At 65.9% G+C, this 23,327-nt stretch carries 29 protein-coding genes and 1 tRNA gene; 14 read left to right on the forward strand and 16 right to left on the reverse strand.

Features of this window, described 5'->3' with window-relative positions; all coding sequences use genetic code 11:
- Positions 1–101: 101 nt before the first annotated feature.
- Positions 102–890, forward strand: a complete 789-nt coding sequence (gene xth, locus AC1VVM_RS06900; RefSeq protein ID WP_132388846.1) for an exodeoxyribonuclease III — start codon at positions 102–104, stop codon at positions 888–890.
- 23 nt (positions 891–913) lie between these two features.
- The gene (gene ribA, locus AC1VVM_RS06905) at positions 914–1,948 is read left to right on the forward strand and encodes a GTP cyclohydrolase II (RefSeq protein ID WP_482956200.1); all 1,035 of its coding nucleotides are present in this window, start codon (positions 914–916) and stop codon (positions 1,946–1,948) included.
- Positions 1,949–2,185: 237 nt separating this feature from the next.
- On the opposite strand, the gene map is transcribed toward ribA, so the two are convergent.
- The 10 genes from map to AC1VVM_RS06955 all read right to left on the reverse strand — a co-directional run bounded on the left by map (position 2,186) and on the right by AC1VVM_RS06955 (position 8,689).
- Positions 2,186–2,974: a type I methionyl aminopeptidase gene (gene map / locus AC1VVM_RS06910; RefSeq protein WP_482956201.1), complete on the reverse strand. Its 789-nt coding sequence runs from the start codon at positions 2,972–2,974 to the stop codon at positions 2,186–2,188.
- Complete coding sequence (locus tag AC1VVM_RS06915; RefSeq protein WP_482903332.1) at positions 2,971–3,183, reverse strand: ParD-like family protein; 213 nt, start codon at positions 3,181–3,183, stop codon at positions 2,971–2,973. The genes map and AC1VVM_RS06915 overlap by 4 nt, the downstream gene beginning before the upstream one ends.
- Before the next feature lie 146 nt (positions 3,184–3,329).
- On the reverse strand, positions 3,330–3,614 hold the full coding sequence (locus AC1VVM_RS06920) for a nuclear transport factor 2 family protein (RefSeq protein ID WP_132388854.1): 285 nt from the start codon (positions 3,612–3,614) through the stop codon (positions 3,330–3,332).
- 63 nt (positions 3,615–3,677) lie between these two features.
- Entirely contained in the window at positions 3,678–4,034 is a 357-nt protein-coding gene (locus tag AC1VVM_RS06925) for a hypothetical protein (RefSeq protein ID WP_482956202.1), read from the reverse strand.
- Between the two features lie 84 nt (positions 4,035–4,118).
- The gene (locus tag AC1VVM_RS06930) at positions 4,119–5,141 is read right to left on the reverse strand and encodes a zinc-dependent alcohol dehydrogenase (RefSeq protein WP_482956203.1); all 1,023 of its coding nucleotides are present in this window, start codon (positions 5,139–5,141) and stop codon (positions 4,119–4,121) included.
- Between the two features lie 437 nt (positions 5,142–5,578).
- Positions 5,579–6,532, reverse strand: coding sequence for a right-handed parallel beta-helix repeat-containing protein (locus tag AC1VVM_RS06935; RefSeq protein ID WP_482956204.1), 954 nt, complete (start codon positions 6,530–6,532; stop codon positions 5,579–5,581).
- Between the two features lie 74 nt (positions 6,533–6,606).
- Positions 6,607–7,185: a hypothetical protein gene (locus AC1VVM_RS06940; protein WP_482956205.1), complete on the reverse strand. Its 579-nt coding sequence runs from the start codon at positions 7,183–7,185 to the stop codon at positions 6,607–6,609.
- A gap of 97 nt (positions 7,186–7,282) precedes the next feature.
- A complete protein-coding gene (locus AC1VVM_RS06945; protein ID WP_482956206.1) occupies positions 7,283–7,552 on the reverse strand; it encodes a hypothetical protein in 270 nt (89 codons plus the stop codon).
- Positions 7,549–7,758: a type II toxin-antitoxin system antitoxin gene (locus tag AC1VVM_RS06950; RefSeq protein ID WP_482956207.1), complete on the reverse strand. Its 210-nt coding sequence runs from the start codon at positions 7,756–7,758 to the stop codon at positions 7,549–7,551. Before AC1VVM_RS06950 ends, AC1VVM_RS06945 begins: the two co-directional genes overlap by 4 nt.
- A gap of 19 nt (positions 7,759–7,777) precedes the next feature.
- On the reverse strand, positions 7,778–8,689 hold the full coding sequence (locus AC1VVM_RS06955) for an SPFH domain-containing protein (protein ID WP_482956208.1): 912 nt from the start codon (positions 8,687–8,689) through the stop codon (positions 7,778–7,780).
- Positions 8,690–9,011: 322 nt separating this feature from the next.
- Between AC1VVM_RS06955 and AC1VVM_RS06960 the strand changes: the two genes are divergently transcribed.
- The 3 genes from AC1VVM_RS06960 (at position 9,012) to AC1VVM_RS06970 (ending at position 10,846) form a co-directional block, all read left to right on the forward strand.
- Positions 9,012–9,197, forward strand: a complete 186-nt coding sequence (locus AC1VVM_RS06960; protein WP_482956209.1) for a DUF465 domain-containing protein — start codon at positions 9,012–9,014, stop codon at positions 9,195–9,197.
- Between the two features lie 73 nt (positions 9,198–9,270).
- Complete coding sequence (locus AC1VVM_RS06965) at positions 9,271–10,254, forward strand: TerC family protein (protein ID WP_482956210.1); 984 nt, start codon at positions 9,271–9,273, stop codon at positions 10,252–10,254.
- Between the two features lie 43 nt (positions 10,255–10,297).
- A complete protein-coding gene (locus tag AC1VVM_RS06970; RefSeq protein WP_482903341.1) occupies positions 10,298–10,846 on the forward strand; it encodes a pseudouridine synthase in 549 nt (182 codons plus the stop codon).
- Between the two features lie 189 nt (positions 10,847–11,035).
- Here AC1VVM_RS06970 and AC1VVM_RS06975 read toward each other — a convergent pair whose 3' ends face one another.
- Entirely contained in the window at positions 11,036–11,959 is a 924-nt protein-coding gene (locus tag AC1VVM_RS06975) for a zinc-ribbon domain-containing protein (RefSeq protein ID WP_482956211.1), read from the reverse strand.
- A gap of 174 nt (positions 11,960–12,133) precedes the next feature.
- On the opposite strand from AC1VVM_RS06975, the gene ftsE reads away from it, so the two are divergent.
- From ftsE to AC1VVM_RS06995, 4 genes are read left to right on the forward strand one after another with little or no spacing between them, the layout of a single operon-like run.
- Positions 12,134–12,847 (forward strand): cell division ATP-binding protein FtsE, encoded by a 714-nt coding sequence (gene ftsE / locus AC1VVM_RS06980; protein ID WP_132388876.1) that lies wholly within the window; start codon positions 12,134–12,136, stop codon positions 12,845–12,847.
- On the forward strand, positions 12,847–13,821 hold the full coding sequence (locus AC1VVM_RS06985; RefSeq protein WP_482956334.1) for a cell division protein FtsX: 975 nt from the start codon (positions 12,847–12,849) through the stop codon (positions 13,819–13,821). The genes ftsE and AC1VVM_RS06985 overlap by 1 nt, the downstream gene beginning before the upstream one ends.
- 28 nt (positions 13,822–13,849) lie before the next feature.
- A complete protein-coding gene (locus AC1VVM_RS06990) occupies positions 13,850–14,401 on the forward strand; it encodes a YdcF family protein (RefSeq protein ID WP_482903343.1) in 552 nt (183 codons plus the stop codon).
- Positions 14,398–15,105 carry a lysophospholipid acyltransferase family protein gene (locus tag AC1VVM_RS06995; protein ID WP_482903344.1) on the forward strand — a complete coding sequence of 236 codons (708 nt, stop codon included), beginning with the start codon at positions 14,398–14,400 and terminating at the stop codon, positions 15,103–15,105. Before AC1VVM_RS06990 ends, AC1VVM_RS06995 begins: the two co-directional genes overlap by 4 nt.
- Positions 15,106–15,129: 24 nt before the next feature.
- Here AC1VVM_RS06995 and AC1VVM_RS07000 read toward each other — a convergent pair whose 3' ends face one another.
- On the reverse strand, positions 15,130–16,056 hold the full coding sequence (locus AC1VVM_RS07000) for a prephenate/arogenate dehydrogenase family protein (RefSeq protein WP_132388882.1): 927 nt from the start codon (positions 16,054–16,056) through the stop codon (positions 15,130–15,132).
- Positions 16,053–17,168, reverse strand: a complete 1,116-nt coding sequence (gene hisC, locus AC1VVM_RS07005) for a histidinol-phosphate transaminase (RefSeq protein ID WP_482903345.1) — start codon at positions 17,166–17,168, stop codon at positions 16,053–16,055. The genes AC1VVM_RS07000 and hisC overlap by 4 nt, the downstream gene beginning before the upstream one ends.
- Before the next feature lie 458 nt (positions 17,169–17,626).
- Between hisC and metX the strand changes: the two genes are divergently transcribed.
- Genes metX through metW form a run of 3 tightly spaced genes read left to right on the forward strand, consistent with a single transcriptional unit; the run spans position 17,627 to position 19,783 of the window.
- Positions 17,627–18,754 carry a homoserine O-acetyltransferase MetX gene (gene metX, locus AC1VVM_RS07010; RefSeq protein ID WP_132388886.1) on the forward strand — a complete coding sequence of 376 codons (1,128 nt, stop codon included), beginning with the start codon at positions 17,627–17,629 and terminating at the stop codon, positions 18,752–18,754.
- Position 18,755: 1 nt separating this feature from the next.
- Entirely contained in the window at positions 18,756–19,196 is a 441-nt protein-coding gene (locus tag AC1VVM_RS07015) for a GNAT family N-acetyltransferase (RefSeq protein ID WP_482903346.1), read from the forward strand.
- Positions 19,197–19,198: 2 nt separating this feature from the next.
- Positions 19,199–19,783, forward strand: coding sequence for a methionine biosynthesis protein MetW (gene metW / locus AC1VVM_RS07020; RefSeq protein ID WP_482903347.1), 585 nt, complete (start codon positions 19,199–19,201; stop codon positions 19,781–19,783).
- A gap of 78 nt (positions 19,784–19,861) precedes the next feature.
- Here the strand turns inward: metW and AC1VVM_RS07025 are convergent, their stop codons facing one another.
- Positions 19,862–20,251 (reverse strand): VOC family protein, encoded by a 390-nt coding sequence (locus AC1VVM_RS07025; RefSeq protein WP_482903348.1) that lies wholly within the window; start codon positions 20,249–20,251, stop codon positions 19,862–19,864.
- Between the two features lie 58 nt (positions 20,252–20,309).
- Positions 20,310–20,693, reverse strand: a complete 384-nt coding sequence (locus tag AC1VVM_RS07030) for a VOC family protein (RefSeq protein WP_132388894.1) — start codon at positions 20,691–20,693, stop codon at positions 20,310–20,312.
- A gap of 273 nt (positions 20,694–20,966) precedes the next feature.
- On the opposite strand from AC1VVM_RS07030, the gene AC1VVM_RS07035 reads away from it, so the two are divergent.
- Positions 20,967–21,638, forward strand: a complete 672-nt coding sequence (locus tag AC1VVM_RS07035; protein WP_132389556.1) for a glutathione S-transferase family protein — start codon at positions 20,967–20,969, stop codon at positions 21,636–21,638.
- 95 nt (positions 21,639–21,733) lie between these two features.
- Here AC1VVM_RS07035 and AC1VVM_RS07040 read toward each other — a convergent pair whose 3' ends face one another.
- The gene (locus AC1VVM_RS07040; RefSeq protein ID WP_482903349.1) at positions 21,734–22,690 is read right to left on the reverse strand and encodes a complex I NDUFA9 subunit family protein; all 957 of its coding nucleotides are present in this window, start codon (positions 22,688–22,690) and stop codon (positions 21,734–21,736) included.
- 259 nt (positions 22,691–22,949) lie between these two features.
- On the opposite strand from AC1VVM_RS07040, the gene AC1VVM_RS07045 reads away from it, so the two are divergent.
- Positions 22,950–23,036: transfer RNA gene (locus AC1VVM_RS07045), tRNA-Leu, on the forward strand.
- Positions 23,037–23,327 lie beyond the last annotated feature (291 nt).

Genomic DNA, 23,327 nt, shown 5'->3' on the forward strand with positions numbered 1-23,327 from the left:
CCCGCGAAGGCGGGGGCCTCGCTTCCTTTTTTCTTCCCCGACCGCCCATGCGTCATGCGCACCTCTGGCAATTCGCGGGTGGCATCCCTAAAGCCAAGCCCATGAAAATTGCCACCTGGAACATCAACTCGGTCCGCCTGCGTCTCGATCAGGTAGAGCGTTTCCTTACCGAGCAGGCCCCCGACGTGCTCTGCCTTCAGGAGATCAAGGTCGCCGAACATCTCTTCCCGCATGAGATGTTCGAACGCTTGGGCTACACGCACCGCGCGATCCATGGGCAAAAGGGCTATCACGGCGTCGCCACCGTCTCGAAAGTGCCCTTCACCGAATTCAGCCGCCACGACTGGCAGGACAATGGCGAGGCCCGCCACGTCGGAGTCGAGCTTCAGGGAGCAGGACAGGGCCTGATCCTCGAAAACGTCTACATCCCCGCCGGCGGCGACATCGCCGATCGCACGGTCAATCCCAAGTTCGGCCAGAAGCTGGACTTCCTGGAGCGCATGACGCGCTGGGCGGACAAGATTGATCGGCCCACGCTGATAGTCGGTGACTTCAACATCGCCCCGCTGGCATCGGACGTCTACGACCACAAGGCATTGCTCAAGGTCGTCAGCCACACGCCGATCGAGGTCGAGACGCTCACCCGCTTTCAGGATGCGCACGGCTGGGTCGACCTTGGCCGCCAGTTCATCCCCGCGCCGGAGCGCAATTACTCCTGGTGGTCCTACCGCAGCTACTGGCGCCAGAAGGACCAGGGCCGCCGTCTGGACCACATGTGGGCCTCCCCCGACCTTGCCAAGCAGGCGCGCGCGCACAGCTTCGTGGAAGAAACCCGCCGCTGGGAGCAGCCGAGCGACCACGTGCCGCTGATCACCGAGTTCGAACTCTGAGCGAGCAGGGCTCTTCCCGCCGCGTGGCGCTGGCGCTCGATGCGCTGCGCCATGGCTGGCCGATCCGGGTGGGCGAGCATTCCGTGCTGCTGCCTGCCGAAACCGGCTTCGCGCCCGGCGTGACCGCGCCGCGCATGCTGATCTCGGCCGCGCGGGCGGTGACGCTGAAGCTGGCCAACCAGCGCGAGGCGGCCGTGCCCGAGGCGCCGGTACTGATCCGCGCGGCAGAGCCTTTCGATCTGGCCGCAGCACGCGCCATTGCCGATCCTGCGCTCGATCTGGTCCATCCGATGAAAGGCCCGTTTGCGGCCGAACATATCGACGATGGCGAAGCGGCGCGTACGGCGATGGAACTGGCGCGGCTCGCCGGGATCCTGCCTGCCTTCCTTGTCGCCCCGGAACCGGTAGGCGAGGCGCAGCCCGTCTCACCCGCAGACCTCGCGGCGTGGAAGGACACCGGCAACCTCGTGATCGCCTCGCGTGCGCATCTGCCGGTGGCGGCAGCCGAGGATGCCGAGATCGTCGCCTTCCGCGCGCTGGACGATCTTCGCGAGCATGTCGCACTGGTGATCGGCACGCAGGACGGTGACCGTGCGCCGCTGGTACGGCTCCATTCCGAATGCCTGACCGGCGACATCCTCGGCAGCCTCAAGTGCGACTGCGGCCCGCAGCTCGACGCGGCGCTGCGGGCGATGGCGGACGAGGCCGCGAACGGCGGCTGGGGCGTGCTACTCTATCTGCGGCAGGAAGGACGCGGCATCGGCCTCGTGAACAAGCTGCGTGCCTATCAGTTGCAGGATCAGGGCTTCGACACGGTCGATGCCAACAACCGCCTCGGCCTGCCGACAGAGGCGCGCGACTTCCCGGTGGCGGCGCGGATGCTGGATCTGCTGGGCGTTCACGCGATCCGGCTGATGACCAACAATCCGGCCAAAGTCGCCGCGCTGGAAGGTGTGGGCGTGACGGTGGACGAGCGCGTGCCGCACAAGCTGCCGCCCAACCCGCACAACGCTCGCTATCTGGATACCAAGCGCGACCGTACGGGGCACATTCTCTAGCGATCACGGTGATTTGCGCCGGACTAGCGGCACAGCGCCCAGCCAGATTTGCAGCCACAACCCGCCGTAACAAACGAAAACTCCGTCGCCCCTGCGCAGGCGGGGGCCCCGCTTCCTTGAGGCCTCAGCACCGAGCGCAAAGAAAAGCGGGATCCCCGCCTACGCGGGGATGACGGATTTGGGGGAATGAGGTTCCCGGTAGCTGTTGGAATGATGGTGTGGCGCCACGCCTGTTGTTCAGGCGACTGCCTTCAACTTGCCCACCATGTCCCGTTCCTCCGGGCGCAGCGTCAGCACCGAAACGCCCGATGCCGTAACCGCCACGGTGTGCTCGAACTGCGCGGAAAGCGAGCCGTCCTGCGTCACCACGGTCCAGCCGTCAGCCTCGGTTCTCACGCTCCGCCTGCCGCGATTGAGCATCGGCTCGATGGTGAAAACCATCCCTTCGCGCAAGGTGAGCCCGGTCCCCGGCTTTCCGAAGTGCAGGATCTGCGGATCCTCGTGCATCTCCCGGCCAATGCCGTGCCCGCAATATTCGCGCACTACCGAGTAGCCATGGCGCTTGGCATGGCGCTCAATGGCCCAGCCAATATCCCCCAGCCGCGCACCCGGGCGAACGGTGCGGATGCCCGCCCACATGGCGTCGTACGTGGCCTGAACCAGCTTCCGGGCGGCCGGATGCACGTCCCCAACAAGGTAGGTCTTGTTGGAGTCCGCAATGTAGTCGTTCTTTTCGAGCGTGATGTCGAAATTGACGATGTCGCCGTCCCGCAGCACGTCCGATTGCGAGGGAACGCCGTGGCAGACCACGTGATTCACCGAGGAATTGAGCACGAAGCCGTAGCCGTACTGGCCTTTGCTCGCGGGGCGGGCCTTCAGGTCGTCGACGATGAAGCGCTCGACCATTTCGTCGATCTGAAGGGTGGACTTGCCGATCAGCGAGGTCCGGTCCAGCAGTCCGAAAACCGATGCCAGAAGCTGGCCGGCTTCCGCCATGAGCGCCAGTTCCCAAGGAGCCTTCGTCATGCGTCGATCAAGCCCGGCGGCGGGGCGGCCACTCCGGCCGCATTGAGTTCCCGCTCCATGATTTCCGAGAAACTCAGCGTCGGATTGGTCTCGCACAGCATCCCGACTTTGATCCAATAGGCAGCCTGCGCGTTGATCGAGCGGCACGATACCTTGCTTGTCCGGCGCAGTTGATCGTGCAGATCGTCATCTATGTTTACGATGCCCACGGGGCCTCCATATGCGATTCGTATATGGACCGTATATGGTTCGTATGGCGAATTGCCAAGGGTGGCTTTTGGGGCCTTCGGATCGAAACAAAAAGCCGGGGCGCGGGCGGGTGTGGGGTAGGGAACCCGCGCCCCGACAGCCGTCGTCAGGGGACCATGAAGATGATCGTGCCGACAACGGCGGCTGCCGCACCCACGAAGAACGCCACTTTGCCGATGTCTCTCGGTTTGAAGCGGTCGTGGTGTTCGGTGCGGTAGGTTCGGAATTGCTCGGCGATCGCGGGATCTCCGGCCAGTAGGCCAAGGTCGAGCGCGGTGGCCTTGCGGGTGAACAGGTGGTTGAGTTCGGCCAATTCGGCCTCGTCGAGGGCGGGATAGCCCTTCAGCAGCGCCGCGATGCGATCGCGGGCGTCGGTTTCTGTAGCGGACATGAAATTGGATCCTGAATCAGCATTCGGTGTGGACGCGCGGAAGCGCGCCCGATGGAAAGCGGATCAGGCGAAGGGCGGTGCAGTGCTGTCGGGCAGGCGGGCCGGGTGCGAGCGCGGCGGCGGTCCGCGCGCTTCGAAGTGCAGGCGCGAGGTGCTGGCAGGCTCTGCGGCAGCGAGGTGCAGCCGCTCGGTTTCGACAACCACCGGCGGAGGCGGGGGTGGCGTCGGGATCTGCTGCGTGACGGACGTATCTCCGCGCCGCGAGGCGAGCGCGAGTTCCATGGTCGCGGCGCTGAACGCCGAACCGTGGATGCGTTCGAGGGGCGCGCGAATCGGCTCGCCCGCCTGAAGGCCGATTGCGGCCAGCAGGAGCACCGCCCAGAGGCGGAAGCGCAGGAGAGAGGAAATCGCGGTTCCCATAGGCCCGAGCTAGTGCTTCGGCGGGCGCGGCGCAAGTCGGGCGGGTGAAGCGGCGGGTGCTCGCGCGCGCCCGCCGCACCGTTTTCAGAGCGTCAGCGCTACCCGGCCGTCGATCTTGCCGTGGCGCAGCGCGTCGAGCACATCGTTCACGTCCTCCAGCGGTCGCGCGGCGACTCTTGCTTTCACTTTACCTTGCGAGGCGAAAGCGATGGCCTCGTCCAGATCGCGGCGGGTGCCGACGATCGAGCCGCGAATGGTGATGCGCTTCAGGACGACGTCGAAGATCGGCGTCGGAAAGTCGCCCGGTGGCAGGCCGATCAGGCTGACAGTGCCGCGTCGACGGGCGCAGGCGATGGCTTGCGAGAAGGCCGGGGGCGACACGGCCGTGACAAGCACGCCATGCGCGCCGCCGCCGGTCTCGCGCGTGACTTTCGCGATCAATTCGGGATCGGTGGCATCGAAGGCGAGATCGGCGCCAAGGTCCCGCGCCAGCTTCAGCTTCGATTCGCCAATGTCGATGCCGATCACGTGCAGGCCCATGGCCTTGGCATATTGCACCGCCACGTGGCCGAGCCCGCCGACGCCGGAGCAGACCACCCACTCGCCGGGCCGCGCCTCGGTTTCCTTGAGGCCCTTGTAGACGGTGACGCCCGCGCAGAGGATCGGCGCCATCGAGACGAAATCGACATCGGCGGGCAAGCGGCCGACGAAGGGCGCGGCGGCGATCACATATTCGGCATAGCCGCCGTTCACGGAGTAGCCGGTGTTGGCCTGCTTCTCGCAGAGCGTTTCCCAGCCGGTCTCGCAATATTCGCAGGCGCGGCAGGCGTGGTGCAGCCACGGCACGCCCACCGCGTCACCTTCCTTGAGATCGGTGACGCCTTCGCCCAGCGCGACGACATGGCCCACGCCCTCGTGCCCTGGGATCAGCGGCAGCGCTGCCTTGACCGGCCAGTCACCGTCTATGGCGTGAAGGTCGGTGTGGCACACGCCGCTGGCCACGACCTTGACGAGCACTTCGCCGGGGCCTGGGGTGGGGACGGGCACTTCCTCGATCGTGAGCGGGGCCTTGTATGCCCGCGCGATCGCTGCGCGCATGGTCTGCATCGGATCTGCTCCTTGCTTTCGCGCCGCGAGGGGGGATTCGCGGGCTTCGGAAAACGCCGGGCAGCTTCGTCTTGGAAAGGCTGCGAAAATCAGGCCCGGGCAGGCTGCGACCCATTTGTCGACATTCTTAGGTCAAGGGGCAGGCAAGGCAACAGCAATGGGCGAGGCGCCGCATGGCGGGCGGTCCGGAGTGTTTCAACCTTGCGACAGATGACCCCGGGGCGCCGATAAATTCGGGTTCCGTTATTGGGAAGACCTATTTCCCGCCCCTGAAATCCAGCCCGTCATCCCCGCGAAGGCGGGGATCCCGCTTCTTTAGCGTGGTCCGAGACGTCGCAAGGAAGCGGGGCCCGCGCCTTCGCGGGGGCGACGAAGCGATGAAGCCGGCGTCTACGGCTCGGGCACTGCCATGTACGCGCCTTGGCTGGACGAGGGCGTCAGCGCTTCTCGAACGGCACGAGGCCGGGGCCGAGATTGTTGGCACCCAGCTTGATCGCGTCGCCCGACCAATTGGCCACGAACGCGCTCTTGCGGTCCATTCCGGGGACGAAGCGCGCATTGTTGCCGTCCACCACCAGCCCTTGCGAGGTATGGTTGCGATGCTCGGCTGCGACGGCGATGAAGGCGGAATAATTCTCCTTGTCGCGCCCTTGCACGAACCAGTTGCCGGCGATGCGCCCGGTGGCGCCGTCGGGAAGGTCGATCATGTAATTGGTGCCGCGCCCGGCCGAATCGTCGAAGCTGCTGCCGGTGACATCGATCCGCGCCGCGCGGCTTTTGAGGTAATGCCCACCTGTGCCCGCTTCGAAGCGGCTGCGCGTGACGGTCAGGGCGCCGTAGTTGCCGACATAGATCGAATGCGCGCAGCCCGAGCCCTCGCACGTGCCGAGGCGGCTGAACGTGGACTTGTCGATGGCGACGGTGCCTTGCGGGTCGTCGCCGGTGAGCAGGCCTTGCTCGCTGTCACGGAACCATGCCTGCGAGATGGTAAGGTTGCCGTGTTCGAGCCGGATGCCCGCGCCGTTCTTGTCACCCACGCGAATGTTGGCGAAGACCATGCCGTCGACATGCGCGCCGCGCCCGCGCAGCACCAGCGCCGCCTTGTCCTCGCAGGCGACGCCGTCGAGGATCGACTGGCCGGGGACGGAGGCCTGATAGGTGATCTCGCCCTTCGACTGCACCGCACAGTCGGCGAAGCGCAGCGAGGCGAAACGGATGGTACCCCGCCCATCGCCGATGGCATCCACGGCGTCCTGCAAGCGGACGTAGCTGCGCCCGGTTTCGGCCACCGTGTAGGGTGCGGTCGTAGGCGCATTCTGGGCCTGCGACGCCGAAGCGGGCAGGGCGACGAGCGGCAGGATCGCAAGCGCGATTCGGGCGAGACGGTTCATGGAAGCGAGCCTAGCGACTTGCGCGAAGGTTGGCGCAAGTCACTTTGGCAGCGTCTCTTTGCGGGACAAGCGCGTTACCGACTGCGCTCATAGTTCCACTTGCGGAGGGCCTGAATTCCGGCAGTGGCGAGCAGGCCTCCGGGGATGATTAGCCAAAAGACGCCCCTGCCGTGCAGAGCGCCCCTCCCCAAATATTTCATCGTAATACCCACGGCGACGAGAACCGACGAGCCCAGCCGCCCATAAGTCATTTTGGCGAACGCGATACGACGAACGTCTTCGGGGGACGGCGCTGCGCCGGCCGTTGGCCGGAATTGGAGTTCGCGGGTCGGTGCATTCCAGGCTCGCCGCTGGAGCACTGCAAAAACCCCGATGATGAGCGTGAAACCGACCCATATGGCGACTGTGGGGATTGGGCTTTCTGCAACCGGAATCAGCAGTGCCAGCAATCCTATAAGCAGGACCGTGGCGACGGCGACGCTCCAAGTCGCATATCGCGCGTGGCGATTGTAATCGTCGACGAAGCGGTCCCGCTCGGCCCGCGTTACGCGGATGGGGGCTGCCTTGATCGTGCTCCGGTACAGAAACGAAGTTCCATCGGCTTCGAAGCGATCTGCGAACATTTGACGGGTGCGGTTGGAACGTGATGTCATGGATGTTGGCCAAGAAGAACGTGGGCATTGGTGCGATCGGTAGTCATCGACCGGAAGAATTGACGGGCGTTTAAACGGCTCGCCGAGTTTCCGATTTTTAATCCTGCTCGCCCCAGCGCCATTTCCAGCCGCCGCGCGTGCGGCGGGCGGCGATGATGAGGAACAGGCCGGTTGCCAGAAGGAACAAGGTGAAGGCTCCGGCGCGTCCGCCGATGGTGCCGGTCTTGCCGAGCAGGGCGATGCCGCCGAGCACGCCGAAGTAGCAGACCATCAGCAGCCAGCCCTGCCACGCGATCGGCCAACTGGCGCCATAGCCGAAGCGCTTGGGGGCGAACCACGCGCCGTCCTCTGGAGCCTTGTCCATCATGCTTCATCCTCCTGCTTCGGCGGGCGTCCGCGCTTTGCGGGCTCGCTGGCCGCCAGCTTGGCGCCGCGCCGGGCCAGCGCCTCGCGCAGCAGCACTTCAACTTGCGCATTCACCGAGCGGAAATCGGCCGCCGCGCTGCGTTCGAGCGCGGCGTAGAGCGCCGGATCGATCCGCAGCGGAAATGCCTTCTTTCCGGGGCTAGCCATGCTTTTCGGCCGCGCGCGCTTACTGGTACAGCGTGCCGGTATTGACCACCGGCTGGGTGTCCCGCTCGCCGCAGAGCACGACCATCAGGTTCGAGACCATCGCCGCCCGCCGCTCGTCGTCGAGTTCCACCACGTTCTTCTCGGACAGCTGGGTCAGCGCCATCTCCACCATCGAGACTGCGCCCTCCACCAGCTTGCGGCGGGCGCCGATCACCGCCTCCGCCTGCTGGCGGCGCAGCATGGCGCCGGCGATTTCGGGGGCATAGGCAAGGTGGGTGAGGCCGCATTCGTCCACCGTGATGCCGGCGACGCGCAGGCGCTCGATCAGTTCGGTGCGCAGTTCGCCGTTCACTTGCTCATGGCTGCCGCGCAGCGTGGTCTCGCTGTGTTCGACATCGTCGTAGGGGTAGCGCGAACCGATCGAGCGCACGGCCGCCTCGATCTGCACTTCCACGAAGGCCCGGTAGTCGTCGACATCGTAGAGCGCCTGCGCGGTATCGGCCACGCGCCAGACCACGTTGGTGGCGATCTCGATCGGATTGCCGCGCAAGTCGTTCACTTTCAGCTTTTCGGAGACGACGTTGTTCGCGCGCACGGAGATCTTGCGCTTGGCCATCCACGGCCATGTCCAGCGCAGCCCGGCGGTGCGGTCGGTGCCGCGATAGGAGCCGAACAGCGTGACGGCCACCGCCTGGTTGGGCTGGATCATGTAGAAGCCGGAGGCGATCAGCACCGCGCAGACGACTGCCGGCAGGATGAAGGCGAGGAAGCCCAGCACGGTACCGGCCGAAGGCTCGCCGCTGGCAAGCGTGATGACGCTGAACACCACGGCCGCGACCACCGCCATGAACACCAGCAGCATGAAGTAGCCGCTCATGCTGCCGGCCGGACGTTCCCGGCTCGAATTGATCGGAAGGTGCGACTCGGACATCGGCTGGACTCTCCGGTTAATATGATATCACTTTAATATCGCATTCATGCGAAGGGTCAAACGAATCCCGATCCGGGGTTGAAATCGGAGCGATTCGGTCATAATGGAGCCCCTGCGGGCCGGGCCCCTCTGGCGCGGCGCCTCTTGCGGCTGTCTTTCGGGACAGGCCGCCAGTACAGGCGCCACGTGATGTCGGACCGCATCGGGTTGATCCCCGGTGCAGGTTTTCGAGTGCCCCCCAAGGCCCCTGACAGCTCGGCAAACCGGAGCCCACCGTCGGATCACCCGATCGAACCCATACTTGTTCGATAGGGATATCAAGATGACCGACCGTATGTTCCTCCTGCTTGAGCGTTACCAGAAGCTCGACGCCCAGCTGCGCCGTGCTCAGGGCTCTGTGCGTCGCAATCTGTTGGAGATCGTGACGCTGGAGCGAAGGAAATTGAGAATAAGGGCCAGGCTGGCCCGGCTGTTCGTCCCCCCGGCAGCCGCCGCGCCCAGCCTGTAACCCTCGCGCCGGCGCGATGCTCCCCCCATTGTACGCGCCGGCGCCTCCTTCCTTTCCTCAGGGACTGTGAGCCATGGAATTCCTGTTTGCTGACTGGCTGGGCACCCCGGCCTGGTTCTGGCTGGCCTTTGCCGGCCTCGTTTTCGTTCTCACCGCCTTCGACCTCGGTTTCCTGCACAAGGAGGACCGGGAGATGGGCATCGCCGAATCGCTCAGGCTTTCGGTGTTCTACATTGCCGTGGCCGTGGCGTTCGGCGGCTGGGTCTGGTGGGCCAAGGGCTCTGCGGACGGCGTGGCGTGGTACACCGGCTACTTCCTTGAGAAGGCGCTCTCGATCGACAACGTCTTCGTCATTTCGATGATCTTCGGCTTCTTCGCGATTGCGCCGAAGTACCAGTACCGCGCGCTTCTCTGGGGCATCATCGCAGTGATCGTGCTGCGCGGTGTGATGATCGCGGGCGGCGTGGCGCTGGTGTCGCAGGCGCACTGGGTGATGTACCTGTTCGCGGCGTTTCTGGTGTTTACCGGCGTGAAGATGCTGTTTTCCGGCGATCACGAGCCGGATGTCGCGAACAATCCCGTGATCCGCTGGATCTCCCGCCACATGCGCGTGACCAGGGAACACCACGGCGAGCACTTCTTCGTGCGCGAGATGGGCGCGGGCGGCCGGATGGTCTGGGCCGCGACGCCGCTGTTTCTGGCGCTGGTGGTCATCAACCTCGCCGACCTCGTTTTCGCGGTGGACTCGGTGCCGGCGATCTTCTCGATCACCACCGACACTTTCATCGTCTACACCTCGAACATCATGGCGATCCTTGGCCTGCGCGCGCTCTATTTCGCGCTGGCGGCAATGGTGCACCGCTTCCACTACCTGAAATATGCGCTGGCCATGGTGCTGGTGTTCATCGGCGGCAAGATTCTGGTTGCCGAGCTGCTGCTGGGCGGCGCCAAGTTCCCGCCGCTGCTGAGCCTTGGCGTTACGGTTGGTCTGATCGGCGGCGGTATCGGCTGGTCGCTGTGGAAGACGCGGGGGCAGGCGCCGCACGGCGGGCATTGATGCGGCGCTTGTACGGGAGAGGGGCGCTGCTAGGGGTGATCCCATGACGCGCCTCATCCTGTTCAACAAGCCCTTCGACGTCCTGCCGCAGTTCACCGACGTGCGTTCGCCGACGCCGCGCGCGACGCTGTCGGACTATATCCAGGTACCCGGCGTCTATCCCGCCGGGCGGCTGGACCGCGACAGCGAGGGGCTGATGTTGCTGACCGACGATGGGCGGCTGCAATCGCGCATCTCCGATCCGCGCTTCAAGGTGGCCAAGCGCTACCTGATTCAGGTCGAGGGCGAGCCGGACGAGGCGGCGCTCGATGCCTTGCGCAAGGGCGTGGTGTTGAACGACGGGCCGACTCTGCCGGCCGAGGCGCGGCGGATCGATCCGCCCGAACTCTGGCCGCGCAACCCACCGGTGCGGTTCCGCAAGACCGTGGCGGATTGCTGGATCGAACTCGCCATTCGGGAAGGGCGCAATCGGCAGGTCCGCCGGATGACGGCGGCGGTTGGTCATCCGACCCTGCGATTGGTGCGCTGGTCTATCGGCGAATGGTCGCTTGACGGTATTGCGCAGGGTGAATGGCGCGAGATATCGGTCTGAGCGCTGCGGCGGGTTTAACTCCGGCGTGAATTGAGCGCGGGCAGGGCCCATCATACCCCGTCGCCCCCGCGAAGGCGGGGGCCCCGCTTGTTCTTTCTCGCGAGGTTGGAAAAGGAAGCGGGGGCCCCGCCTTCGCGGGGACGACGGTGTTATTGATGCGATCTCGGGTTCGATGCGACCTGAGTCCGCTTACTCCGGCTTCCAGCCGATCTCGGCCGCAGCGGCAGACTTGGGAATGTCGGTCAGCGCTTCGTTGACCGTGATCGCCTCGCCCGGCTTCAGACGCCGTTTCGAGGGAACGACTTCCTTTTCATAAACGATGCGGTCGCGCTGGTCGCGCAGCACTACGAGCAGCGAAGGCACGTAGCGCGTCTCGCTGCCGATATTGCTGATCGTACCGCTGACCGAGAAGAACTCGCTGCCGTCGGGCAGGGGCTTGCGATCCTGCCGCTTGCGCGGGAAGTCGAGCTGAAGGTCCGGCTGGGCCTGCGAGAATGTCTGGCGCGGGATCGGCAGCCAGTCCGGCAAGCCGCCGAATGCGACCGCGCCGGTCAGCGCCAGCGTTGCCCCGGCAAAGACCACCGAGGCGATCGTCGCCAGCTTGGCCCAGTTGCGGCGCGGGCGGAACGGCGGCGCGAAATCGAAGCTCGACGGGCCCTCGTCCGCATAGTGCGGCATGGTGGTGTCGTCGTAATAGCCGCCCTGACCTTTGCTGCCCGGTGTCGTACCCGGAGGTGCGGGAGGCGCCACGGGCAGCGGGTCGTGCTCGACCGCGCCGGTGGCGGCAGGCTGCGGTGCCGGAACGCGAACAGCGGGTGCGCGTGGAGGGACTATCGGCGGCGTCGTGAAGCCGGGCGCCGGTGCGGGCTCGGAAGCGGCGCGGGGGGCAGGGGCTGCAACCGGCTCTGACACGGCTTCGGGCTGCTGCGGTTCGGCGGCAGGCTCGGCCATGGGTGCCGCTGCGGCCGCGGCAACAGGTGCCGCAATGTCCGTTGAACCTTCCTGGAACCAGCTATGGCGGCACTTGGCGCAACGCACGGTGCGGCCGTCCACGCCGATTGCGCTGTCGGGGACGGCGTAACGCGTAGAGCAGGCAGGGCACGCGATAATCATGATCGTAAAGCTATAAGCACGACTGGCTTGTGCGCGACAAGCGCCAGACCTGTGGGCACAGGCTGGAGTGCCCTTTTTTCCACATTGAATGCTCGCTATAGCCGTTTTCGTCGCCCGTTCGGATCCGACCTTTCACAGATCAGGCCGAAAGATCGGGCCAAAGACCAGACGAGCATGACCGCGGACGGGGAAATCATCCACTTCGACAATGTCGGCCTGCGCTACAGCACCGATCGCGAGGTGCTGAGCGACCTGACATTCACGCTGTTCGCCGGGCGCTTCTATTTCCTCACCGGTGCCAGCGGCGCGGGCAAGACCTCGCTCTTGCGGCTGCTTTTCCTTGCGCAGCGGCCCTCGCGCGGGGCGATCCGCATGTTCGGCACCGATGCCATCACCCTGCCGCGCAGCCGCCTGCCAATGCTGCGGCGGCGGATCGGCGTGGTGTTTCAGGACTTCCGCCTGATCCCGCACTTGTCGGCGTTTGACAATGTGGCGCTGCCCTTGCGCGTCGCGGGGCATCAGGAACGCGACATCTTCGGCCCGGTGCGCGACATTCTCGACTGGGTGGGGCTGGCCGATCGGCTGGACGCGCGCCCGGCCACGCTCTCGGGCGGCGAGCAGCAGCGCGTCGCCATCGCCCGTGCGGTGATCGCGCGGCCCGCCATGCTGGTGGCGGACGAGCCCACCGGCAACGTCGATCCCGAGATGGCGCAGAAGCTGATGCGCCTGTTCGAGATGCTCAATCGGCAGGGCACCACGGTCGTCGTCGCCACGCACGATCTCGATCTGCTGCGCAAGGTGTCCGACAGCCTGATCATGCGGCTGGACCGGGGGCGCCTGTCCGATCCCACCGGCGCGCTGCGCTATCCGCCGCGAAAGCCCGCGTGATGTTCGGCATTGCCACCGTATCGGGTGAAGCCACGCCGCGCCTCGGCTGGCGGCGGCTGGGCGTGCGCGGCGCCGAACTGGTGCCGCAGGCGCGCATGTCCGGGCCGATGCCGTGGGTCATCGCGATCATGGTGGCGCTGACCGCGATTGCGCTCGCTGCCGGGCTCGCGCTCGGCAATGCGATTACCTCTGCCCGCGCCGAGATCGAGGGCGGCGTCACCGTGCAGGTGCTCGAACCGCGCGAGGACGTGCGCGCGCATGAGGCCCGTGCGGCGGTTGGGGCGCTGACGCGGCAGCCGCACATCGCCGGGCTGCGTCAGGTTCCGCAGGCCGAACTGGACGCGCTGATCGAGCCGTGGCTCGGCAGCGAGATTGGCGAGGCCGTCGGCGGCGGCGTACCCGGCGGCGGAAACGCCGGGGCCTCGATCCCGGTGCCTGCGCTGATCGACGTGCGCCTTGACGGTCCGGCGACGCCCGCGCGGCTGAAGGCCATCGAGCAAGTGCTGAAGCCGGTGGCGCCGTCGGCCCGCGTCGATGCGCAGTCGGGCTGGCTGAAGCCGGTGTTCGACGCGATGATTTCGCTGCAGGTGCTGGCCATCGCGCTGGTTGCGCTGTTGGCTTTCGCGCTGGCGGCGGCGGTTCTGCTGGCGGCTCGTTCGGCGCTGGGTGCCAACCGCGAGGTGATCGAGATCGTCCACTTGCTGGGCGGCACCGACACACAGGTCGCCCGCGTATTCCAGCGCTCGATCGGGTTCGACGCGGCGGGCGGCGGCACGGTGGGGCTGGCGCTGGCGATGGTGGTGATCCTTTCCATCGGGCGGCGCTTCGGCGGACTCGGCGCGGGTCTGGTCGACAGTGGCGCGCTGGTCTGGAGCGATTGGCTGCTGCTGGCGCTGGTGCCGCTGCTTTCCACCCTGCTCGCCATGCTCACGGCACGTTTCACAGTGCTGCATGCACTGCGCAAGATGCTATAGTGCGCACAAGTCGTTAAAGTCCTTCACCATGTTCCGTCGCACTGCCGCCTTCCTGCTGCTGATCTGGCTCTTTGCCTTCATCTGGTTCGCCGTTGCGCTTCCGGGGCCGCTCGACATGTCCGTGCGGACCGACGCGGTGATCGTGCTGACCGGCAGCCGGGGGCGGATCGAACGGTCGCTGGCGGTGCTGGAGCAGGGACGCGCGCCGCATATGCTGATATCGGGCGTAGACCGCGAGGTGCGCCCCGGCGAACTGGCGGCGGAATATCGCATTCCCGACGCGCTGATGAAGTGTTGCATCACGCTCGGCTACGAGGCTTACGACACGCGCTCCAACGCGGTGGAGGCGGCGGACTGGGTAAAGCGGCACAAGCTTCGCTCGATCCGGCTGGTCACGGCCGACTGGCACATGCGCCGCGCGGCTTACGAACTGGCGCGGGAATTGCCGAAAACGGTCGTGATCGAGCGCGATGCGGTGTCTTCCCATCCCAGCTTCAGCACGCTGTTTCTCGAATTTCACAAGTACATCGGGCGCATGGCGCTCGATTTCTGGAACCGCCCACCTTGGAAGAAGTCTTGAACCCCAGAACGCGCACCACACCACTGGACGTGATCCGCAGCCTCGCGTTCTATGTGGCGTTCTATCTGGGCACGCCGGTGTTCGTGGCGCTGGTCTGGCTGACCTCGCTGGTCGGCAACGCGCCGATGCGCCGCGTGGTGCGCGGCTGGTCGCGGTATCACCGCCTGTGCTGCCGCTGGCTGCTGGGCATCAAGCTGCGGATCGAGGGTGAGATGCCTGACGAGGGCGTGCTGGTCGCGCTCAAGCACGAGAGCTTCTACGAGGCGATCGACCTGCCGATGCTTCTGAACAACCCGGCTCCATTCCCCAAGGCCGAACTGATGGACATTCCCGGCTGGGGCTGGGCGGCGAACCGCTATGGCGCGGTCACCGTGGCGCGTGGGGACGGGGCCAAGGCGCTGCGCGCGATGGTTTCCTCGGCCCGCGGATTCGCGGCGGTGGGGCGCCCGCTGGCGATCTTCCCGGAAGGAACCCGCGTGCCGCATGGCCGCGTAGTGCCGCTACAGGCGGGCTTTGCGGGGCTCTACAAATTGCTGAACCTGCCGGTGGTGCCCGTGGCGGTCGATTCAGGGCGCTTCTATCACCGGCGCTGGAAGAAGCCCGGAACCATCGTCGTCCGTGTGGGCGCGCGTATCGAGCCGGGCCTGCCCCGTGATGAGGTCGAGGCGCAGGTTCAGGCCGCGATCAATGCCCTCAACGTATAAAATCCGCGCGGGAGCGCGGACCCGTCAGGCCTTCTTCTCGCCGTTCTCGTGATCGCGGCGGCCGAAGTCGGGGCGGGAATCGTCCTGACCTTCGTCGATGATCGAGCGGCGGATCGTGCGGGTGCGCTTGAACTGCTCGAACAGCGCATCGCCATCCCCCACGCGGATCGCGCGCTGCAAGGCGGTGAGGTCCTCCGTGAAGCGCTGGAGCATCGTCAGCACCGCTTCCTTGTTCGACAGGAACACATCGCGCCACATCGTCGGGTCCGAGGCCGCGATGCGGGTGAAGTCACGGAAGCCGCCGGCCGAATACTTGATGACTTCGCTCTGCGTCACGTCCTCAAGGTCGGAAGCGGTGCCGACGATGGTATAGGCGATCAGGTGCGGCAAGTGGCTGGTGACGGCGAGCACGAGGTCATGATGCTCGGGCGTCATGATCTCGACATTGGCGCCCAATGCTTCCCAGAACGAGACCAGCTCGCTCAGCTTCACCATGTCGGTGGTGGCGGGCGGGGTGACGATGCACCAGCGGTTGCGGAACAGATGCGCGAAGCCCGCGTCGGGGCCCGAGTTCTCGGTGCCCGCCACCGGGTGCGCGGGGATCACCATGTGATCCGGCAGCGCGGCGCCAAGGTCGCGGGCGATGGCCTGCTTGCTGGAGCCGACATCGCTGACGATCGCATGGGCGGGCAGCGCCTCGCGCACTTGCTCGGCGGCCATGCCCATGGCGCCGGGCGGCACGCAGAAGATCACCAGATCGGCATTGCGCACGGCCTCTGCCGGGCTTTCGCAGACTTCGTCGACCAGCTGGCGCTCGGCCGCGCGGGCGCGGTGGGCGGGGCTGAGGTCGTAGCCGGTGGTGCGGGCATCCGGCAGGTACTCGCGCACGGCAAGCCCGATCGAACCACCCTGAAGGCCGAGGCCGATGATCGCGATATTGGCAAGGCTCATTGCGCGGCTTCCGCCATTTCGCGCAGACCCTCGGCGATCACGTCCATGTCCTCGGGTTTGCCGATGGTGATGCGCAGTGCCTGCGGCAGGCCCTGTCCCGGCAACCAGCGGACGACATAGCCACGCTCGGCCAGTCCGTCGAAAGCGGCTTCGGCGGTCAGCGCGCCCTCGAACAGCACGAGCACGAAATTGGCCTCGCTCGGCAGCGGACGCAGGCCGTGGTTGCCGAGTGCTTCCAGCTTGGCCACGAAGCGGGCGCGCTCGTCGCGGTTATGGACGCGGCTGGCCTCCACGAAAGCGTCGTCGGCCAGCGCCGCAAGCGCCATGGCCTGCCCGGTCGAGGAGACGTTGAACGGCCCGCGAATGCGGTTGAGCGTGGCGATCAGCCCCGGTGCGCCGGTGGCCCAGCCAATGCGTTCGCCGGCAAGACCGAAGATCTTGGAGAAAGTGCGCGTCACCAGCACGTTGCCGTGCGCTTCGGCGAGGGCCAGGGCGCCGTCGTCGTCCTCGGCCGCGACATATTCACCATAGGCCTGATCGATCACCAGCAGCACATCGGCTGGCAGGCCGGCGTGCAGCCGCGCGATCTCTCCGCCCGGCAGGTAGGAGCCGGTGGGGTTGTTGGGATTGGCGACGAAGACCACGCGCGTCCGCTCGGTCACCAACGCCAGCAGCGCATCGACGTCCGTGCCGAAATCGAGGTCCGGAGCCACCACCGGCGTCGCGCCGCAGCGGCGCGCGGCGATGTCGTAGACCGAGAAGCCGTAGCGCACGTAGATCACGTCGTCCCCCGGCCCGGCATAGCCTTGCGCGGCCAGGTTGAGCAATTCGTCCGAGCCAGTGCCCATCACCACGCGCGCGGCGTCGAGCCCGTGCCTGGCGGCGATGGCGGCGCGCAGCGCGGTGCTGTCGGGATCCGGATAGAGCGCCGGGGCCTGCGCGCGCGCCTCAAGCGCGGCGGCGCTGGTGCCGAGCGGGTTCTCGTTGGCCGAAAGCTTGATCAGCGGACGGCCGTCCTTGCCCTTCGACTTGCCGGGCACATAGGCATGAATCGCTTCGATCCACGGCTTGGGTTGCGGGGCGGGCGTGCTGAGGGTCGAGCTATCGGTCATGACGCGCCGGCCTTTAACCCAGCAGAGCGGCGAAGGACAGGGGGCGATTTAGGGGCGAGAGGCTGATCGGTCCTATGGCTATGCACCTCCGTCGCCCCCGCGGAGGCGGGGGCCCGCTTATTCTTTCTCATGAGGTTATAAAAAGAAGCGGGATCCCCGCCTTCGCGGGAATGACGGGTTTTCGGGAGGACTGGCATCTGGTTATGTCCAACCGCTCATTTCCTCCTGTACCCGCACTGCCTGTCCACACCCACCCCGCTCATCCTGAGCTTGTCGAAGGATGTGGATTAGCGCCCCGCCGCCAGGGGTTCGACAAGCTCAGCCCGAGCGGGATTGAGGGGAGGGTCGGGGCAGGAAATCCCGCTGCCTCGTAATGAAAGTGCGCGCCCGCGCACTATTCAAACGAATGCCGACAATTGACAGGAAACCGAGGGTCCCCCACTTGGCATAGTATCATCATGTCCACTGCGCAGATCACCGACTCCAGCCAGGTCCTGGACCTCACCCAGCCGCTCCCGCTCGACGGCGGGCAGAGCCTGCCGAATGCCCGCATCGCCTACGAGACGCACGGCACGCTGAACGCGGCGAAGGACAATGCGATCCTGATCTGCCACGCGCTCACCGGCGACCATCACGTGGTCTCCAACCATCCGAAGACCGGCAAGCCCGGCTGGTGGCTGCGCATGGTCGGCCCCGGCAAGCCGATCGATACCGACCGCTTTTTCGTGATCTGCGCCAACGTGATCGGATCGTGCATGGGCTCGACCGGGCCCGCCAGCCTTGCGGGCGACGGCAAGCCCTGGGGCATGCGCTTCCCGGTCATCACCATTCGCGACATGGTGCGCGGCCACGTCGCCCTGCTCGACGCGCTGGGGATCGAGAGCCTCTACGCCGTCGTCGGCGGATCGATGGGGGGCATGCAGGCGCTCAGCCTTGCCTCCAATTTCCCGGACCGCACCCGCGCCGCATTGGTGATCGCCTCGACCGCGCGCCACTCGGCGCAGAACATCGCGTTCCACGAAGTGGGCCGCCAGTCGATCATGGCCGACCCGGCCTGGCGCGACGGGGACTATTACGAGGCCAAGGAAAACGGCGGCAAAGGCCCCGAAAAGGGTCTCTCGGTCGCCCGTATGGCCGCGCATATCACCTATCTGTCCGAAGCGGGCCTGACCGAGAAGTTCGGCCGCCGCCTCCAGAACCGCGAGGAAAAGACCTTCGGGTTCGACGCCGATTTCCAGATCGAAAGCTACCTGCGCTATCAGGGACTGGCCTTCACCGACCGCTTCGATGCGAACTCGTACCTCTACATCACCCGCGCCATGGACTACTTCGACCTTGCCGAGGAACATGGCGGCCTGCTCGCCAATGCCTTCGCGAAATCGAAGGCGCGCTACTGCCTCGTCAGCTTCGATACCGACTGGCTCTATCCCACGGCGGATTCGCGCAATGTGGTCCATGCCCTCAATGCCGCCGGACTGCCGGTGAGCTTCGTCGAGCTTTCGGCTCCGTTCGGGCACGACTCGTTCCTGCTGGACGTGCCCGCGCTTGACCGCGTGGTCGAAGGATTTCTGGGAGAAGGTCGCTAGGATGCCCGAAATCGAATTGTCCGACGATCCTTCGCGGCTGGACGTAGCGCGCATCCACGGCTGGCTGGCGTCAAGCTACTGGACGCCCGGTGTTGAGCGCGCGCAGGTGGAACGGCAGATCGCCGGCTCGCACTGCCTCGGCGCCTATCTGCCGGACGGCACGCAAGTCGGCTTCGCACGCGTGATCTCGGACCGGGCGAGCTTCGCATGGCTGGCCGACGTCTGGGTGGATGAGCCGGCGCGCGGGCAGGGGCTGGGGCGCCGCATGGTCGGCTGGTACCTCGATCACCCCGACTATGCCGACATTCGCCGTTTCATGCTCGCCACGCGCGATGCCCACGGCGTCTATGCGAAGCTGGGTTTCGATGAGTTGGTCCGGCCGGACCGGCTGATGGAAAAGCTCTCCGGCGCCTTCGCTGCCGTTCTTGCAACGGATTCCTGACCATGCTGCGCCCCGACCTTGCGGTGATCGCCGCCAATGTGGCGCCCGGCTCGCGCGTGCTCGATGTGGGCTGCGGCGACGGCACGCTGATGCAGGCGCTGCGTAACGACAAGCGCTGCGATGCGCGCGGGATGGAACTCGATCCCGCCGACGTGGGCCTCTGCGTCGGCAAGGGCCTCTCGGTGATCCAGGGCGATGCCGACAAGGATCTGGCGTTCTATCCGGATCAGTCGGTGGACTACGCGATCCTCTCGCAGACGCTGCAAACGACGATGCGGCCCGATATCGTGATGGAGGAACTGCTGCGCATCGGCCGCCGCGCCTTCGTCAGCTTCCCCAACTTCGGGCACTGGCGCGTGCGGGTCTCGCTGCTGTGGGGCGGGCGCATGCCGGTAACGCGACTGCTGCCGATCCCGTGGTACCAGACGCCGAACATCCACCACCTCACGGTCGAGGATTTCCGGGAGTTCGTAAAGGCGCGCGGCATTACCGTCGAAGGCGCGTGGTTCCTCTCCGGCGACAAGCAGTGCAGCGACGCGGCTGCGAACTTCCGCGCCGAGCATGCGGTGTTCCTGCTCTCACGCTGAGAGGGGGCGAGTGCCCTTTGTGAAAGCGTTGCCGGGGCCGCATGCAGATGCAGACCCGGCAAACTCCCGCTTCCGTGTTCAGCCGCCCATGTTGAGCCCGGCGTAGATGCCCAGCTTGTTGCCGTCGGGATCGCGCATATAGGCGCCGAACGCGCCGCGCGCCTGCGGCTTGGCTTCGGGCTGGCCCTCGCAGGTGCCGCCATGGGCCATGCCCGCTGCGTGCCAGGCGCGCACCGTTTCCTCGTCCGGAGCCTCGAAGATGATCGTGCCGCCATTGGCATGGGTGGCGGAATTGCCGTCCCGCGCAGGGCCTAGCAGGAACTTCAGGCCATCGAGGTCCCACATGACGATCGGCCAATCGGGCGTCGACTGGCACGGGGTGACGCCCAGCGTCGCGAACGTGGCGTCGTAGAAACTGCGGGCCTTTTCAAGGTCGTTGGTGCCGAGGCGCAGGCTCTTCAGGATCATTGTCTCTCTCCCGTGAAAACAGGCCCGCCTCGTTGTGCGGGCCGGTGAAAGTCCCCGATCAGGCCACGCGGAACATCGCGCATAGCTTGTTGTTGTCGGGATCGCGCAAGTAGGCGAGGTGCAGCGTACCGAACGGGAATTCGCGCGGACCGGGCGCATTCTCGCAGCTCGTGCCGCCGGCCGCACAGCCTGCGGCGTGCCAGGCGTCGACCGCCTCGGCGCTGTCCATGGAGAAGCCGATGGTGCCGCCATTGGCGAAAGTGGCGGTGTTGCCGTCGATCGGGTTGACCACCATGAAGTTCGCGCCGTTGTGGCTGTAGGCAAGGCGGCCGGCGGCCGGATCGGCCATCAACGGCGTGGCGCCCATGGTGCCGAAAACGGCGTCATAGAAAGTCTTGGCGGCGTTGAGGTCGTTGCTGCCGACGCAGATATGGCTGAACATAGCAGGGCTCCTTGAAGTGGTCCGGTATTTCGGGTGGCCGATGGTTTCGCGATGTCGTGCGCCGGGGTCAATCGGTACGCGGCATCAGGCCCGAAATATCGCGGCTGTGCTCGTGCCTCCCCCAAGTCGGCGGTGGCGGGCGGATCGCCGCGTTGATGCTTGCCGCTGTCCTTCGATGGAGCGGGCAGTTATCCACGCGTTTCGGCCTGCGGGCGGCCACTCGGCGGGGCTTCGGGTGGACGCTCGCGGGCGGGTTTGGCATTCAAAATCGCCATGTGGCACATCTTCCAGTTCCCGCTCTGTCCGTTCAGCCGCAAGGTCAGGTTGCTGATGGCCGAGAAGGGCATCGCCTACGAACTCCAGACCGCGCGTCCGTGGGAGGGTGAGGACCGGCTCTTCGCGATGAACCCAGCCGGGCGCACGCCCGTGGTCAAGGAGACCGAGCGCAACATCGTCCTGTCGGACAGCCGGGCGATCTGCGAATACTTCGAGGAAACGGTCGATCGTAACCCGCAGATCAGCGGCACTGCCCAGCAGCGTGCAGAGATTCGCCGCCTGATCGCGATGTTCGACGAGAATTTCTTCAACGATGTTTCGGGGCCGCTGCTCCACGAACGCATGAAGAAGCGCCTCGTCCTGCGCCAGTCGCCCGACGCCAAGATCCTGCGCGAATCGATGAAGCTCGCGCACGATTATCTCGACTACATCGATTACCTGATCGACAATCGCCCGTGGCTGGCGGGCTCGACGATGACGCTGGCCGACCTTGCCGCCGCCGCGCAGATTTCGGTAGCGGACTATCTGGGCGGCCTCGACTGGTCGAGCCATGAACAGGCGCGCGGCTGGTATCTGGTGATGAAGTCGCGCCCCTCGTTCCGCCCGCTGCTCAGCGAACGCATGGAAGTGATCCAGCCGCCCAGCCACTACGCTGAAGTCGACGCCTGATTTCGCCGACCTGACTTTGGTCGTCTGATCGCGATATGAAAAGGGCCGCCCGATGGGGCGGCCCTTTTGCGTTTGCAGGCGCGTGCCGTGATGGCTCAGACCGGGGCCACGATCTTGGTCCCGAAACGGCCGTGGTTGCGGAAGCGCGTCATCCAGCGGTCCAGGAACAGTTCCAGCGGACGCGCCGTCACGCCGAACTCGGCAAGGCCGGGCAGCGTGCCACTGGCGACGTTGCCGGCCTTGAGCAGCTTGAACTGGTCGGTGCTGATTGGCGTGCCGGGCAGGGCGGCAATGAAGCCGGCAAGGCCATCCGGCAGCGGAACGATCATACGATGGCGGCTTTCGGCAGCCATGATGCGCTTGTTGAGATCGAGCATGGTGAGGACTTCGGGACCGGCCAGCTCGTAAGTCCTGCCGCCGTGAACCTCCGGCGCGCCAAGGGCGATGGCGATCGATTCGGCCACGTCGTCAACGAAGACCGGCTGCAACTTCGCCTCGGGCACGAAGACCGGCAGCAACGGCGCGCGTGAGATCATGTCGGCGAACATCATCACGAAGTTGTCGTCGGGCCCGAACATGATTGCGGGGCGGACGATTGTGGCTGTCGGGAATTCGGCCAGCACGGCCTGCTCGCCGGTCGCCTTGGTGTGGGCATAGGCGACATCGGAGGCGGTATCGGCACCGATCGCCGAAACATGGACGAAAGCCTGCGCTCCGGCAGCCTTGGCGGCCGCCGCGATGCGGCCGGCGCCATGGCCTTGCACCGCATCGAGATTGCCCGCGAAGGCACCCACGAGGTTTACCACCGCATCCGAACCGGTCAGCACCCGGGCGAGGGAATCGAGCTTGGTCACGTCAACGCGGCCGAACTGCATCTGGCCCAGGTTGCCCAGCGGCTTGATCGACCAGGCCTTGTCCGGATTGCGGCTGGCGATGCGCACGCGCGCACCGCGCGCCAGCAGCTCCTGCGCCACATGCCTGCCGAGAAACCCGCTGCCGCCCAGCAGCGTGACGATCTTGCCGAAAAGGGAATCGGTGGTGTCTTGGCTCATGGTCTCGTCCTTCGCAGGGCGCCGGGCAGGGGAGGGAGGCAAATCCTGCCGCGCGCCGAATTAGCGCGTAAAGCTGGGCTTGGCACAAGGTTCCTGCAGGTTCAACCGGGACGTGGCGCGACCGGGATCGGCGGGACGCGGGCAATAAAAGCGATTGTGTGAAAAATGTTTTTGGAAGAGCGTTGACAACCTCTCGGCCGCCCCTTAGAGGCGCCCTCCTACCCGGCGAGGACGGCAACAACGGCCCCCTCGCTTCCGTGCCCAGATGGCGGAATTGGTAGACGCACCAGCTTCAGGTGCTGGCGCTCGCAAGGGCGTGGAGGTTCGAGTCCTCTTCTGGGCACCAAGCACTCATCCGGGGACGTCCGCAGACGTCCCCGGAGAGGCTGGAAAACCCACTTTTCCCGCTATAATCACCCGCTCAAATTCAGGCGAATCCGGCTCCAATCGGGAACAAGCTTGGTATCCCCTTGGATATCGAAATCCGCCTTGCCGCAAGGACGGTTCGTGTCCGATGGCGGCAGGCATTCTCTGCTCTCCTGACTTAGTGACTTCAGGATGGCGCCTCAATTATCGCTACTTCAACACGCATCCCACGCTTGCCTTCGTGTCTCGCTTGGGCTTCTCGCTCTGCCGT

This window comes from Novosphingobium sp. BL-S-33, assembly GCF_056857025.1.